Source organism: Rhizobium sp. BR 249, assembly GCF_047445895.1.
Classification (GTDB): domain Bacteria; phylum Pseudomonadota; class Alphaproteobacteria; order Rhizobiales; family Rhizobiaceae; genus Rhizobium.
Map to the genome: position 1 here is coordinate 75,125 of NZ_JARWKX010000009.1, position 13,644 is coordinate 88,768.

The window sequence follows — 13,644 nt, forward strand, 5'->3', positions numbered from 1 at the left end:
CTCCCCTCGCCCAGCTATTCGCGGCGCCATTCGACGCGGCGGTTCAGCGCGTCGATATCGTCTTCGGTGAGGTTCGCCGTCGCCGTGACATCCACCGGTTCGGAGGAGCCGCGGCCTTCGGCGTCGATCGTCGCATCGATGCCGTGGCTCTTCAGGAAATCGGCGACGGCCTGGGCGCGGCGCTCGGAGAGCTTCTGGTTATAGTCGTCGCCGCCGCGCCGGTCGGTGTGGCCGATCAGGATGATGCGGCCGGGGTTCTGCTCCTTCAGCGCTTCCAGCAATTCCTGGGCGGCCTCCGTGCCGATCGAGGTGAAGGTCGACTTGTCGAAATCGAAGGTGATCGGAACCGGAATGGAGACCGGTACGATGCCGCGCACATTCTGCGAATAGATGCCGCCGAGCACGCCGCTGCGGTGATCCTTCTCGGCAGGCACGAAACTGCCTTGCGGATTGTCGCTCGTCGGGTTGGCGGCAAGGATGCGGGCCTGGGCGGCGCGCTGGATGAGGTCGGAGATGGTGTCCGCAGGCGGCGCCTTCGGCGTGCGGGTCTCGTTCTTGATGATCTCGATCGCCTGCTGATAATCGGCGGCGGCATCGGCAAAGCGACGGGCGGAGAAATAGATCTCGCCGAGGGTGGCGGAGGCCTGCCAGAGCACCTGCGGGCTGTCGGCGGCAACCAGCAGCGGTTCGTAGTCGGCGACCGGCTTGTCGGCGGCCATCATTTCCTGGGCTGCGGCGAGCCGAAGGGCTGCGACGCGGCGCTGGGCGTTGATCTGGAACTGGCCGCAATCGGCGCTGACGGCGATCGCATCGGCTTCCGTCGCTGCGGCATTGATATCCTTGGCGGCAACCGCGGTATTGAGTTTGTCGAGAAGGGCGTTGCAAACAGGAGTATCGGCATTCGCCATCTGGAATTCTTCGCTTTCGCCGGCAGCCTCCGGCTCGGCCGAGCGGCCGAGATTGATCTGCGGCATCTTGATGCCGAAGCCGCCAGGAAGCTTGAATTGCGGCATCTTGATCTGCGGCATCGGCAGTTTCGGCATCTTCGTCTGGGACGATTGAGACGACTGCGCCGGCCGGTTGGACGTGCTGCCGGTGGCAGGGCCGATCAACTCCAGCTCATCGGCGGCAAGCTCCTGGCCGGGCGCCAGATTGGTGACGATCTTGTATTTCTTCGGCGGCTGCGAGGTCGCCTGCTCGACGGGCTTCGGAGCCGGCTTCTTCGGCTTTTCGATCACCGGTTCCGGCTTCTTGGCGACCTCCTGTTTCACGACAGGCTTAGGTTTCGGAGCAGCGGCCGGTTTCGGCGGCTTTGCAGCCTGTTCGACCGGTGCGGGTTTGGCTGCGGGGGTCGGCTTTGCGGCCGGTGCGACGGCGACGGGCGGAACGGCAGCCATGCTGTTGACTGTCGTCAGCATCAGCGTCTTGCTGCTGATCTTCGTGCCGAGGCTTCGGGCTTCTTCGAGACTGCGGGAAACGGCGTCCATGCCGCCGTCGATCGAGCGGAACATACCGCTGCCGCTGCCGCCGAGATCGGCGAAGATAGTCAGTGGTTTGGAGGAATAGAAGACCTTGATCTGCTCCTGGCCGACCGGGCCGGAAACCTGCAGCCTGGCGCCGCTGGCGGGATCGGGCACCTGAACGCGCTTGCCGGGGGCGACCAGCGCATCGGTCTGGTACTTGTTCGGGAAAAGCTTCACGACGGCGCCGTTCGGCGAAACGTTCAGCACCGTGACATAGGCATTTTCGGTCGATTGGATGAAGAGGCCGACGACTTCGCCGATGGCATATTTGGCTTCCGCGCGGTCGAAGGTAATGCTGACTGGCCCGCTCTGGGCCGGCGCTTCGGTGAGTGTGCGTTCGTTCTGCGCTTCGACGGCAGGAACCATCGAAAAAAACGAGAGGAATGTGGCTGCGGCTAGGATGGCTTTGCGGTTCAGCATTGGAAAACCTCCCTCTTCGAACAATCTCACACTGTCTTGAAGATGAGAATAGCACTGACCGGCGAAATTGGGATGGCTTTGCCTGTCTTGCTTGAGGGAGGGTTACAAATTATTTGGAGCCTCGAAGAAACCGGCGGGGCAAAGACGTGAGCAAGACTCGCGATCGGCAATATCCTCCGCTCTCTATAGTCCGTTCGACTGCTGAAAGAATGTTAGTTCTTGGGTTTCTGGCCTGCCGATTTCAAAATCGAGATCAGGTCGCTCATACCCTCCGGCGAGGAATTATAGAGCCAAAGAATATCCGGATTGTCCGATGTGAATTCCTTGCCGGCGCCCGCGCCCATGTCGCGGCCGGGCGAAGTCGCATCCGGCAGCTTGCTTTCGCCGGGCGTCAGCCCCTCGGCGCGTTCATGTTCGGCGATGATCGCGACAGCTGAGGCAAAGGCCTTTTCGTCATGCTGGCGGAGTGCTGCGAGCGCGGGATTGCGCGCCGCAAGGGCATCCTCGACCGGCCCGGCATAGCCAAGCCCGGGCATCTCAAGCGCCAGGAGAAGGCCAATCGACAGGGTTATGAGCCGGGATTTCGTCATGGTCGTCAATCCGTTATCGAGCTGATGGGCCAGTACGGCAGTCACGACGACAATAGGGAGAGGCCGGAAGGAAGGCAACGGCGCTCGGTGCCAATCGATTGGGAGGGTTGAAATCGGCCGGCCACCGATATCAAAGGATCTTCATCTGCTGCAGGCCGAGGCGGAGATTGCGCAGCATCTCGCCGAAGATCTCCTCGATCTTGCCGGTCGACCAGACGACCATGGTGCCGTAGGGCGAGCGCTTGCGCTGCATGAAACCCGCCGTCTCGAAATCGATCAGCGTCTTGCGGCAGGTCTCGCTCGACATGACGGCGACGAGGAAACGGGCGAGATTGGACTGGTCGATCGCCCCTGCCTTTTCCGCCCAGTTCTGGATCAGCCGCGGCTTGGTGTCGGCCGTGAACATCGAGGCGAGCGCGCGGTCCTGTGAAAGCCCCAGGCGCTGCAGCTTGGCCGGATCGCGGGTGAGCGAAACCACATAGTCGTTGTGCAGATCGGCGAAACGCTCGATATCCTCGGCGGTGTTGATGCCGAAGACTTTCATGGAATAGAGGAACTCGGCCATCAGATAGGTCGGCTCGGAGCGCAGCTGCGCCAGATGCTTCTCGTCCGTGCTGGCCGAGGCCGCGCAGACGCGATCGGAGAAGCCTATTCTGGCCGCGCGCACCTGCTCCAGCAGGCTGACATCGAGCGCCAATTCGTCACCGTTCCATTCCAGCATAAGCATTCCCTGCCAGCAAAACTTCGAGACGATGAACTTGTACTATCGCCGGCGCAGATCTCCAAATCGTTTGGAAAGCAACGGCTTGCTGAGGAGGCACAACTATCCTACCATTTTGAATGGCTTGACGGTCTTTCGGGGGTCGAGGCAATGCGTAGTTCAGGGTCGCATATTCTGTTTGCCGCGGCACTTGCCGTCGCCTCGCCGATTTTCGCCAAAGACACTGTGATGATCGAGCTTCGCAGCGGCGACGGCGCGCGTTCGGTCGGTATCATCTCCGCCGGCGAGGAAGTGGAGGCATCCGGGCCTGCGGCGATCACCGTCGGCGACGACGGCACCATCTACATCCTCGACCAGAATAACGGCCGGGTGCTTGCCGTCGATGCCGAGCGCTCGCAGGCCGATCCGGAAATCCTGCCGCTGCCGGAGAATGCCGCGCCGGAGGATCTCGCCGTCGTCCACAACGAACTCTATCTCTGGTCGGATGGCATCGTGCCGCTCGAGCGTTCTACCGATGCCGACGGCCGGTCGCAGACGCTGCGCGCCGTCGATGGCGGCGATGCCGACGACTACACACGCTCGGTCTTTGCCTCGATGGGATCGGTGCCGCCGGGGCCGCTGAACAGCATCATCGACGAGATCGGCCGCAGCACCAGCCGGCCCGAGGCTCGCCCCCCCGTCATCCAATATGTGCCGAGCCGCGGGCTCGGCGATATCGTCGCGGAAGTCTCGTCTACGAACGACAAGGCGGAAATCCTGCTTCGGCGCAGCAGTTCGGAAGAGAACTTCCTCTCGCTGCAGCTCGCCTCCGAAGGGCGGATCGGCACCGTCGAGCTTCTCGACATCGATACGACAGGCAGGCCCTATGCGCTGGTCGAACTCGTACCCGCCGACCGGCCCGATCGTACCGGCATGCTGGTCGTGCGCTTTACGCCGAACGGAGCGATGGACCGCGTCTACGACCTGCCGATCGAAGCCGGCACGGTATTTTCAAGGCGCTTCGTCGCGATCGGCCCGCGCGGTGATGTGCTCTTTCTCCGTTCGCAGGAAAGCCGGGCGCAGGTGCTGAAACTCGACGGGCGCGAGCCCGGCCGCAAGCTCGCCGTCGCCAAACCCGCAAAGCCGCTGAACACAGGCAAGCCCGGCAAGGCGCCGAAGGTCGCGATCGTGCCGAAATCGCGGGGCGATGTCATCGAGCGCGCCATCGGCTTCGAGACTCTGAACTGGCTGGTAACGCCGACGGCCTATGGCGGAGATCCCGGACCGGGCTGCGCCAACATGAACCGGCTGCGCCGCCCGATCTACCTGATCGGCAAGCGCGGCCAGACGGTAAAGGGCGTCCCTTATTGCTGGGGCTGCAAGACGCCGCTCGAAGCTTTCATCAGCGGCGTGGAAAAAGGCCAGACCGCCGGCAATGTCTGCACCAAGAGCGCGCCGCAATCCAACATTCTCGGCGTCGATTGCTCCGGCTTCGTCAGCGACGCCTGGGGCCTGAAGATGCATGTGTCGACGCGCGCCATGCCCGGAATCACCAAGCGCCTCTCCGATCCCTGGTCGATGCGCCCAGGCGACGCGCTGAACAAGCCGGGCTCGCACGTCCTGCTATTCATGCGCTTCACTGATGACAAGAAGGTGGAGGTGATGGAGGCCTCGCCGAACGCCTGCAAGGGCCGCGTCTGCCGCAACACCTATTCGCTCGGCAGCCTGCTGATGCGCGGCTACCAGCCGGTGCGCTTCAAGGGGCTGGATGGCTGACGCTGGAGATCAGGGCGCGGTTCTACGACTGGGCACAAACAAGCGTTGCGCCCAGCACGGGCGTTTGGATCAGATTGCCACCTGAACATTTTCCAAGACGAAATCCGGAAGTCCGATCAAAGGCTGCGTCTTTGCAGCGTCGACCGAAAGCGCCGCGACTACAGCGGCTGCCGCTGGTGAAGCCAGCGAAAGCTCATCCGGTATTGATATCATTTTGATATCGAGCTTAGCGTAGTCCACCGTGTAGTATCCGGTTGCATCCTGAGACACGACATCCGGCCTGATCAGCAAAAGATCCTGCGCCATCGTGCCGATAAAAAGCGGGCCGCCCCAGATGTAACGGAATGCATAGATCGGGATGCCGGCGGGGGAAACGCCAAGGCGGCGAATATTCCTCTTCAGCCGCCGATCCGACCAACCAGGATCGCCGCCACCGGGATCGCCACCACCGGGATCGCCGCCGCCGGAGTCACTGCCGGAGCTTCCACTGCTGGAACCGCCGCCCATTCCGGATGAGTTGCTTGAGCCGCTGGAACTCTTGTCCGAACGAGCAAAAGTCGTTTCCCGGTCATTACTCTTCGCGGCGACCTTTTTCACGGTTGGCGTCTTTTTGCGCGCCGGCTCCGCCGGCTCTTGATTGGCGAAGAGCGTCTTGCCGCCGGAGTCAAAGATGCAGCCCTGCAGCATGACGCCGGAGCCGGCGATGAAGGTCGAGCAGAGGAGTACACGGATGAAGACTTTGCTGGTCATGTCAGGCGCCCCCAGATCGCCGTTTAAAAAAGATCATATCGCGGATTTCGCTTTGCCCACGTCGCCTTCGCAAGAAGCGTCAGCCTCTCGTTGAGTGACTTCGTCTTCGGAAGAGCTTTGAGTTCTTGTGCAGTCAATTCCGCCGAAAACGCCTCTGCGGCCTTCTTTTTGGCAGAGTCGGCCAAGGACGCGAGCTCTTTGTCGGACTGCTTTTTGGGATCGCCGGTCCCGGGCCTGTTGAGCGCGCTTGCAAGAGCGAAATAGTGGGCGGCGGTCGCGAGGCTTTCCGCATCTGAGCCGTCGGCCTTGGCCATCTTGGCCCGCTCGAGCGCGCTCCAATAATCGCCGCGCTCCGCGCCCATTTCCAGCCAGGAGAGGGCTGCAGCCTCGTCCTTAGGCACCCCTAAGCCGTCTCTATACATAAGACCGATGTTCCTTGGAGCATAAGGCTGGCCGCCATCCGCTGCCCTTTTGAAAAGCTCCAGGGCCTTCTCAAGGTCCTGCGGCGCGCCTTTGCCTGCGCGATAAATCATCCCGAGGCTGTTCATCGAATATATGTCGTCTCTCTTGAGACCTGATTCGTAAAAGCGAATGCCGCGTTCCATGTCGGATGGGACGTTGACGCCGTTCGAGAAGATGTAGCCAAGTTCGTTCATTGCATAGGTGTGGCCGAGGTCGGCTGCCTGGAGCATTAGCTTCAGGCCTTCCTGGGTGTCGGCTTTCACACCGCGGCCATAAAAGAGGCTTTTGCCATAGGCATAGAGCGCGTAGGGATCCCCCTTCTTCGCGCCAATGGCGGCTATCTCGCTCGATTTACCGAGATTTGCCGGTACAGACGCTCCGACGAGATAGAGCGCAGAAAGCTCCGAAATCGCCCTTACATGCCCCGCATCCATAGCCTTCTTAATCGTCGCAAAAGCCGTCTTCGTCTCCCGGTTGGCAAGCTGGGCGCGGCCGAGTTGGTAGACGAAGCGTGCGACCTCGGGGTAGGTTTTCATCGCCTCCGTGCAGGCGGGCACAGCCACGTCCGGATCGATCTCGTTCGGCAGCTTGCCCGCAGTGACGCCCTGCAGGTCGAGGGGGGCTGCGGCTGCGGTGTCGCAGGCGTCGAGGGTCGGTTTGAAGGTGACGGTTGCGGGCGGCAGGTCGTCGTTGGCGGCCTGCAGCGTCATGGCGAAGGTCTGGTTTTCCGTGCCGATCTGCGGCTCGTAGGATAGAGCTGGAATATCCGCCGCCTCAAGCACGTGGCCAAGCCCGATCACCCGGTCTGCGGCGCGTAGCGTGCCCTTGTCTGGCAGGGCGGCGACCTTGAAGGTCATTTCCGCGGCCGAAGCCGGGACTACGGGAAGGCTGGCCTTGATGGGGCCGACGCCGATCGTCGTGTCGATATCGCGCGGCAGTTCCTTCAGATAGGCGCCGGCATCGGCAAGCCGCACCTGCTTCTCCTGTTCGAGTTGGGCCAGCTTGGCCCCGGCATCGGCCGAGACGGTGATTGCGACCACGCCCTGAGTCGCCTGGCCGTAAGGATCGCTCACGCTATAGCCGATGAGGCCGACGGTGCCCGCCGCAACGCCCGATGAATCATAGGTCAGCGCCGTCAGCGCCGCAGCGGGAAGCTTGGCGCCCTGCTCCAGCGGCTTGCCGTCGAAGCTGAGTTTGCCGGTCTGGGGGAGTTGGTTGATGGTGACGAGCAGCGCCGAACCGGTCTCGTCATGCGGGGGTGCGATCGTCAGCTTCGTGGCTGCGGCTCCTTCCGGCACGCTCGCCTGCTGCATCGGCTCGACGCTTGGCGGCGGCGGCGCCGGAATGAAATAGAAGCTGTCCATCAGCGAGGAGTTTTCCCAAGGCACCTGCTTGCCGTTGGTCATGGCGATCACGTCGCGACGCACATCGGTCAGGACCTGGCGGATTTCCTTGTTGGGCTCGCTGGCGCGCTTGATGAAGGATTCGGAATAGGGGCTGAGCGCCCCCTCGCCGTCGAGCGCCACCTGGCCCGGTTCTGTGGAGAAGGCGATCAGGCTGCCGAGGTCGCTGTCGATGCGCGCAAGACCCCGCGTCGCGCCGACCGGCTCCAGCTTTTCAGCCATCCAGAATTTCTGTGCGTTGAACGGGTTGTTGCGGCAGGCATCTAGGAAGATCAGCTGCACACGCGAATTCTGCTTGAGGTGGTTCAGGATGAGGTCGAGTGGCATGGTCTGCGTCTCGACGTCATAGGGTGTTTCCAGCGTGGCATCGACCGGCACGATGAAATTCTGCCCGCCCACCTGGATGCCGTGGCCTGAATAATAGATGAGGCCGGCTTCGGCATTGCCGGTCGAGCGCAGGAAACGGCGCACCGTATCTTCGAGCCCGATGCGGTCGACATTGACGCCGATCGTCACGTCGAAGCCGGCTGCGCGCAGCGTATTCGAAACCTCTTCGACATCATTGGCGGGATTGGGGAGCGAGGGCAGCGTCTTATAGACCGAGTTGCCGATGACGAGTGCGACGCGGCGTCCCTTCTCTTCGGTGACCGCGGCATGCGCGACGGCAGCCGACAGCAGTATTGCCGCGGCGGTCAGCAGATAAGCGCACAGTCTCTTGACATCGTGAAACTTGGGCATGGCTCGATCGCAAACATTCTATTGTTTCTGCTCAATAAAATTTGCTGGCCCGCTGGTGCAGAGCCCCCTCCACATTCACGTTTCAAAAATATTCCTGACAGCTAAAAAAAGCAAGCTTCGCCGCCTCCAAGAGAATTGGAGCAGCCCTTCCAGATTGGAAGCCTGCGGCCGGTGAGGAAGGACTATGGAGAGCCGGAACTGATCATACGGACGGCATTTGATACGTCAGTTCCGACGAAATTTCCTTAGCCTGGAAACGTATAGTTGCTGATCGAAGCCGGTTTCATCTCGATGGAGAAGCCCGGTAATGTGGGCGGCATGTAAGCGGCGTTCTCGATCCGGCAGGGATCGACGAAATGTTCGTGCAGGTGGTCGACATATTCGATGACGCGGCCGTCCTTGGTGCCCGACACCGCGAGGTAATCGATCATCGACAGGTGCTGCACATATTCGCAGAGGCCGACGCCGCCGGCATGCGGCCAGACCGGCAGATTGAACTTCGCGGCGATCAGCAGCACGGCGAGGACCTCGTTCAGCCCGCCCATGCGGCAGGAATCGATCTGCACGATATCGATCGCGCCCTCGGCGATGAACTGCTTGAACATGATGCGGTTCTGGCACATCTCGCCGGTCGCGACCTTCACCGGTGCGATCGCCTGGCGGATCTTGCGATGGCCGGCAACATCGTCCGGGCTTGTGGGTTCCTCGATGAAGAAGGGCTTGGCCGGCGAAAGCGCCTTGATCCAGTCGATCGCCTGGCCGACGTCCCAGACCTGGTTGGCGTCGATCATCAGATAGCGATCGGGACCGATCACCTCGCGGGCGATCCTGAGGCGCCGGATATCGTCTTGCAGATCGCGGCCGACCTTCATCTTGATATGGTTGAAGCCGGCGTCGATCGCCTCCCGGCAAAGGCGGCGCAGCTTCTCGTCCTCATAACCCAGCCAGCCAGCCGAGGTCGTGTAGCAGGCGTAACCCTCTTTTTCGAGGATGGCGATGCGCTCCGCCTTGCCGGCTTCCGCCTTCTTGAGGATGGCAATCGCTTCATCGCGTGTCAGCACGTCGGTGAGATAGCGGTAATCGACGATATCGGCGATCTCCTCAGGCGACATTTCGGCGACGAGCCGCCAGACGGGCTTGCTGGCCTGCTTGGCGAGCAGATCCCAGACGGCATTGACGACCGCGCCGGTCGCCAGATGAATGGCGCCCTTTTCCGGGCCGATCCAACGCAATTGGCTGTCGCTCGTCAGATGCCGCCAGAATTTACCGGGATGGGCGAGAACCTCGGCAAGGTCTGCGCCGACGACGAGATGACGCATCGCCTCGATCGCCATGCAGCAAATGTCGTTGCCGCGGCCGATGGTGAAGGTCAGGCCGTGGCCGGCAAGACCGGGCGTGTCCGTATCGAGAATGACGTAGGCGGCCGAATAATCGGGATCGGGGTTCATCGCATCGGAGCCGTCAAGGCTTTGCGACGTGGGAAAGCGGAGGTCGAAGACGCGGAGATCGGTGATGCGGGTCATTGTTGTTCCTCCCGATTATCATTGTATGGGCCGAAGGCTGTGGCCGACCGGCCGGCAGCGCTGCCCGGCCGCACCATCAGCTGAGGTCAGATCGTCCAGCCGCCGTCGATGGCGATCGCCTGGCCGGAGGTGTAGGTCGCGCCTGCGAGATAGACGGCGAGATCGGCGATTTCCTCCGGCGAGCCGAGCCGGCCCATCGGCTGGCGGGAGATGAAGGCGGCGCGCGCCGCGTCATAATCGCCTTGCGCCCGCATGCGGTCCTGCAGCGACGGGCTTTCCACCGTGCCGGGGCAGATGGCGTTGCAGCGGATGCCTTGGGCGACGTAATCCGCGGCGACCGCTTTGGTCAGCCCGATGACCGCCGCCTTGGTGACGCCGTAGGCGAAGCGGTTCGGCACGCCTTTGATGCTGGAGGCGACCGAGGCCATGTTGATGATCGCCCCGTCCTTGCGCTCGAGCATGCCGGGCAGCACGGCGCGGATGGTGCGGATCATCGCTTTGACGTTGAGGTCGAAGGCGAATTCGAGATCGGCGTCCTGCATTTCGAGGATCGAGCCCGCATGAACGAAGCCGGCGCAGTTGAACAGCACGTCGACGGCGCCGATCTCGGCGACGAGGGCCGTGACCGCACCCCCGTCGAGCACGTTCAACTGATGAGTGGAAACGCCGGTTTCCGCGGCCAGGCTTGCGAGCGCATCGGTATTGATGTCGGTCGCGTGGACCTTGGCGCCGGCTGCGGCAAAGGCCGCCGCCGTCGCCCGGCCGATGCCCTGGCCGGCGGCGGTGATGAGAACGGTCTTGCCGGAAAGTCTGTTTGTCATGTCACGGGCCTTTTCTTGATGTCTCTACGCTGGACGATGGATGCGGCTGTGCTTCAGGGCTCGGCCATGATGAAACAGCTCGCCGTCACCGTCCATCACCAGCTTTCCCCCGCGCGCGTCGAGGTGGTTCTGGCAAGGTGAGCGCAACATGCCACCTTGCTCCGATTGGCTGCCTGTCTTCAGCCATGATTTGTCTGTTTATAGACAAACAGACGATCGCCCCAGGGTCAAGTGCGAAGTTTTCCTTTTCCGGTCGCGGTTCTGCGTATATGCAGAGCAATATTCATAGGAGGAAGGAATGGAGACCGACGAGTCCGACCGCTACCGCGCTCCTGCCCTCGACAAGGGCCTCGATATATTGGAGCTACTTGCCGGTGTCGACAGCGGCCTCACCCAGGCGGAAATCGCCAAGCGGCTCGATCGCAGCCCCAATGAATTCTACCGCATGCTCGATCGCCTGGTGCGCCGCGGTTACGTCACGCGGCTCGACGGCGACCGCTATTCGCTGACGCTGAAGCTCTTCGGCCTGGCGCAGCTGCATGCGCCGGTGCGCCGGCTCGCCTCCTACGCCACGCCGCTGATGCGGGATTTCGCCCAGCGCACGCGCCAGGCCAATCACCTCGCGGTCTTCGATCGCGGCGCGGCAGTCGTCATCGCCCAGCAGGAGGCGCCGGATTACTGGGGGTTCTCCATCCGGATCGGCGCCCATATCAGCCTGTTCGACACCGGCTCGGGCCATGTTCTGCTTGCCTTCCGCAGCGCGGAGGAGCGGGAAATGATGATCTCCGAACATGTGCGCAGCCGCGCCGATATCGAACTCGGCGCCGAATTCTACGACCGTCTCGACCAGATCCGCGAGCGCGGCTACGAGATGATGGCGAGCGCCCAGACGGCGGGCGTCTATAATCTTTCCGCGCCGGTCCTCGGGCCGGACGGGCGCTGCATCGCTGCCCTCACCTGCCCCTTCATCGCCCTCGTGAACGCGCCTTCGGCGCCCGATATCAGCCAGACCATCCTGCTGGTGCAGAAGACCGCCGCCCAGCTTTCGCTGCTGGCCGGGGCGGATGTCCTCAATCCTGGCTGACGGCCGGGAATTTCTATTTGAACAATCCATTCACTGGGGATAGCTTGCCGGAACCACTCTGGAGGAGAGAGCCTGTTGATCGACACCCATCTGCACATCATCGACCGCTCGGCGCTGCCCTATCCCTGGCTCTCCGGTGTGCCCGATCTCGATCATGATTTCCTCTACGAGACCTATGCGGCCGAGGCCCGGCGCTGCGGCATCACCAAGGTGCTCCATATGGAGGTGGACGTCGATCCCGCCGCCATGCAGGCCGAGACCGATCACATCAAGACCCTTGCTGCCCGCGAGGGCAGCCTGATTGCCGGCGCCATCGTCTCCTGCCGGCCGGAAGAGAAGGACTTTGCCGCCTATCTCGAGCGGCAAAAGGCCGATCCCTTCGTCAGGGGGTTCCGCCGCGTGCTGCATGTCGTCCCCGACGCTGTGTCGGAAGGCGCGCTTTTCCGTGAAAACATCCGGCGCATCGGCGGCAGCGGCCTGACCTTCGACCTCTGCACATTGCCGCATCAGGCGGGCCGCGTGACCGCGCTTATCGATCTTGCGCCTGACGTGCAGTTCGTGCTCGACCATTGCGGCGTGCCCGACATACGCTCGGATGCTTTCGAGCCTTGGAAGGCCGGTATCTCGGAGATTGCCCGGCGACCGAACGTCATCTGCAAGGTCTCGGGCGTCGTCGCCTATGCCGATACCGGGACATGGACGGCTGAGACGCTGAGGCCCTATATCGAACACGTCATCGCGAATTTCGGCTGGGATCGTGTCGTCTGGGGCAGCGACTGGCCGGTCTGCACGCTCGGCGGCGGACTTTCCACATGGGTGGCGGCGACCCATGCCGTGCTTTCCTCCAGCAGCGAGGCGGAGCGTTCCAAGCTGCTTTTCGCCAATGCGCAGCGCCTCTGGTCGCTCTGACCTCACAAAATCATATGATGTGCTGTATCTCGCAAAAGTGCTACTTTGGCATGTCTTTTGCTTGTTTAATGATGAAGCAACGCAAATGTTTCGGTTTGGGACGACGTACCACCAAACAATTGCTAGCTTTACTCATCTCAGGTAAAAGTTGTCAGGCAGGGATTTGGCGAATAACTTCATATCCGCTGTCTTCAGGAGGGAAAAGAAATGAAAGAAGAACCGCATGCAGTGGATGTTCACGTCGGAAAGACGATCCGTATACAGCGTCTGCTGAGGAAGGTTTCCCAGACGGAACTGGGCGAACGTGTGGGCGTCACGTTCCAGCAGATCCAGAAATACGAAAAAGGCTCAAACCGCGTTTCCGCCAGCATGCTGGTCGAAATCGCCGGCGCGCTGAAGGTCGACGTCAGAACGTTTTTCGACGATCTGTCCGCTCCTGATACAGCCAACGACAACCCCGCTCCCAGCGAGGAATTCGTGATTTCGCGCGAAGGCGTTCTTCTCAACGCGGCGTTCTTCTCGATCAAGAACGAAGCGCTTCGCAAGAAGATCCTGAAGCTCGTCCAGGCGATCGCCAACACCGAACAGTTGGAAAGCGACGCGGCCGAATAAACCGCTTGTCCCTTACGCGGTCGGGGCGGGCCGCATGAGGGTTAGTGGCGGTCGATCAGAATCAGATTCTCGCTGGCATCCTTCATTGCGATCTTGGCCTTGCTGCCGAGCAGCTTCTCGAGATTGACGTCAAGTTCCCTGTCGGGATCTATGCCGTCCCAATCGATGACGACCTGCAGCAGCGCCATGTTCGTCAGGTGCATCAGATTACGCGGCTGAAGCTTTTCAGCCTCCTCCTTGGCTGCCGACAGCAGCCGGAAGATCCTTGCGTATTCGCTGCCTGTACCTTCGCTATGTTGTTCAAACATCGTTCCCGCCTCTTTGGTCGTGGAA

General features: G+C 61.8%; 13 protein-coding genes. 5 read left to right on the plus strand and 8 right to left on the minus strand.

What is annotated here, in order from left to right; all coding sequences use genetic code 11:
• Positions 1 to 14 precede the first annotated feature (14 nt).
• From QD408_RS10825 to QD408_RS10835, 3 genes are all read right to left on the minus strand, one after another.
• The gene (locus tag QD408_RS10825; protein WP_414139302.1) at positions 15 to 1,943 is read right to left on the minus strand and encodes a DUF4384 domain-containing protein; all 1,929 of its coding nucleotides are present in this window, start codon (positions 1,941 to 1,943) and stop codon (positions 15 to 17) included.
• 212 nt (positions 1,944 to 2,155) lie between these two features.
• Positions 2,156 to 2,533: a hypothetical protein gene (locus tag QD408_RS10830; RefSeq protein WP_088683783.1), complete on the minus strand. Its 378-nt coding sequence runs from the start codon at positions 2,531 to 2,533 to the stop codon at positions 2,156 to 2,158.
• 130 nt (positions 2,534 to 2,663) lie between these two features.
• Positions 2,664 to 3,254 (minus strand): hypothetical protein, encoded by a 591-nt coding sequence (locus QD408_RS10835; RefSeq protein ID WP_088683582.1) that lies wholly within the window; start codon positions 3,252 to 3,254, stop codon positions 2,664 to 2,666.
• Positions 3,255 to 3,404: 150 nt separating this feature from the next.
• On the opposite strand from QD408_RS10835, the gene QD408_RS10840 reads away from it, so the two are divergent.
• Positions 3,405 to 5,009: a hypothetical protein gene (locus QD408_RS10840; RefSeq protein WP_414139303.1), complete on the plus strand. Its 1,605-nt coding sequence runs from the start codon at positions 3,405 to 3,407 to the stop codon at positions 5,007 to 5,009.
• A 69-nt stretch (positions 5,010 to 5,078) separates the two neighbouring features.
• On the opposite strand, the gene QD408_RS10845 is transcribed toward QD408_RS10840, so the two are convergent.
• The 4 genes from QD408_RS10845 to QD408_RS10860 form a co-directional block, all read right to left on the minus strand.
• Positions 5,079 to 5,759, minus strand: coding sequence for a tail fiber domain-containing protein (locus QD408_RS10845; RefSeq protein ID WP_414139304.1), 681 nt, complete (start codon positions 5,757 to 5,759; stop codon positions 5,079 to 5,081).
• Between the two features lie 23 nt (positions 5,760 to 5,782).
• Complete coding sequence (locus tag QD408_RS10850; protein ID WP_414139305.1) at positions 5,783 to 8,362, minus strand: caspase family protein; 2,580 nt, start codon at positions 8,360 to 8,362, stop codon at positions 5,783 to 5,785.
• Positions 8,363 to 8,607: 245 nt separating this feature from the next.
• Positions 8,608 to 9,885, minus strand: coding sequence for an L-fuconate dehydratase (locus QD408_RS10855; RefSeq protein ID WP_414139306.1), 1,278 nt, complete (start codon positions 9,883 to 9,885; stop codon positions 8,608 to 8,610).
• An 86-nt stretch (positions 9,886 to 9,971) separates the two neighbouring features.
• Positions 9,972 to 10,706 carry an SDR family oxidoreductase gene (locus tag QD408_RS10860; RefSeq protein WP_088683576.1) on the minus strand — a complete coding sequence of 245 codons (735 nt, stop codon included), beginning with the start codon at positions 10,704 to 10,706 and terminating at the stop codon, positions 9,972 to 9,974.
• A gap of 18 nt (positions 10,707 to 10,724) precedes the next feature.
• Between QD408_RS10860 and QD408_RS10865 the strand changes: the two genes are divergently transcribed.
• The 4 genes from QD408_RS10865 (at position 10,725) to QD408_RS10880 (ending at position 13,311) form a co-directional block, all read left to right on the plus strand.
• Positions 10,725 to 10,847, plus strand: a complete 123-nt coding sequence (locus QD408_RS10865) for a hypothetical protein (protein WP_280950449.1) — start codon at positions 10,725 to 10,727, stop codon at positions 10,845 to 10,847.
• A gap of 157 nt (positions 10,848 to 11,004) precedes the next feature.
• Positions 11,005 to 11,790, plus strand: coding sequence for an IclR family transcriptional regulator (locus QD408_RS10870; RefSeq protein ID WP_414139307.1), 786 nt, complete (start codon positions 11,005 to 11,007; stop codon positions 11,788 to 11,790).
• 72 nt (positions 11,791 to 11,862) lie between these two features.
• Positions 11,863 to 12,699, plus strand: coding sequence for an amidohydrolase family protein (locus tag QD408_RS10875; protein ID WP_414139379.1), 837 nt, complete (start codon positions 11,863 to 11,865; stop codon positions 12,697 to 12,699).
• Positions 12,700 to 12,906: 207 nt separating this feature from the next.
• Complete coding sequence (locus tag QD408_RS10880; RefSeq protein WP_088683573.1) at positions 12,907 to 13,311, plus strand: helix-turn-helix domain-containing protein; 405 nt, start codon at positions 12,907 to 12,909, stop codon at positions 13,309 to 13,311.
• Positions 13,312 to 13,352: 41 nt separating this feature from the next.
• On the opposite strand, the gene QD408_RS10885 is transcribed toward QD408_RS10880, so the two are convergent.
• Complete coding sequence (locus QD408_RS10885; protein WP_414139308.1) at positions 13,353 to 13,619, minus strand: hypothetical protein; 267 nt, start codon at positions 13,617 to 13,619, stop codon at positions 13,353 to 13,355.
• Positions 13,620 to 13,644 lie beyond the last annotated feature (25 nt).

Excerpts from the sequence above, each read along its gene's own strand:
- QD408_RS10825 (WP_414139302.1), bottom strand. The coding sequence starts at position 1,943 with ATGCTGAACCGCAAAGCCATCCTAGCCGCAGCCACATTCCTCTCGTTT.
- QD408_RS10850 (WP_414139305.1), bottom strand. The coding sequence starts at position 8,362 with ATGCCCAAGTTTCACGATGTCAAGAGACTGTGCGCTTATCTGCTGACC.
- QD408_RS10830 (WP_088683783.1), bottom strand. The coding sequence starts at position 2,533 with ATGACGAAATCCCGGCTCATAACCCTGTCGATTGGCCTTCTCCTGGCG.
- QD408_RS10855 (WP_414139306.1), bottom strand. The coding sequence starts at position 9,885 with ATGACCCGCATCACCGATCTCCGCGTCTTCGACCTCCGCTTTCCCACG.
- QD408_RS10885 (WP_414139308.1), bottom strand. The coding sequence starts at position 13,619 with ATGTTTGAACAACATAGCGAAGGTACAGGCAGCGAATACGCAAGGATC.
- QD408_RS10860 (WP_088683576.1), bottom strand. The coding sequence starts at position 10,706 with ATGACAAACAGACTTTCCGGCAAGACCGTTCTCATCACCGCCGCCGGC.
- QD408_RS10845 (WP_414139304.1), bottom strand. The coding sequence starts at position 5,759 with ATGACCAGCAAAGTCTTCATCCGTGTACTCCTCTGCTCGACCTTCATC.
- QD408_RS10880 (WP_088683573.1), top strand. The coding sequence starts at position 12,907 with ATGAAAGAAGAACCGCATGCAGTGGATGTTCACGTCGGAAAGACGATC.
- QD408_RS10840 (WP_414139303.1), top strand. The coding sequence starts at position 3,405 with ATGCGTAGTTCAGGGTCGCATATTCTGTTTGCCGCGGCACTTGCCGTC.
- QD408_RS10870 (WP_414139307.1), top strand. The coding sequence starts at position 11,005 with ATGGAGACCGACGAGTCCGACCGCTACCGCGCTCCTGCCCTCGACAAG.
- QD408_RS10835 (WP_088683582.1), bottom strand. The coding sequence starts at position 3,254 with ATGCTGGAATGGAACGGTGACGAATTGGCGCTCGATGTCAGCCTGCTG.
- QD408_RS10865 (WP_280950449.1), top strand. The coding sequence starts at position 10,725 with ATGTCTCTACGCTGGACGATGGATGCGGCTGTGCTTCAGGGCTCGGCC.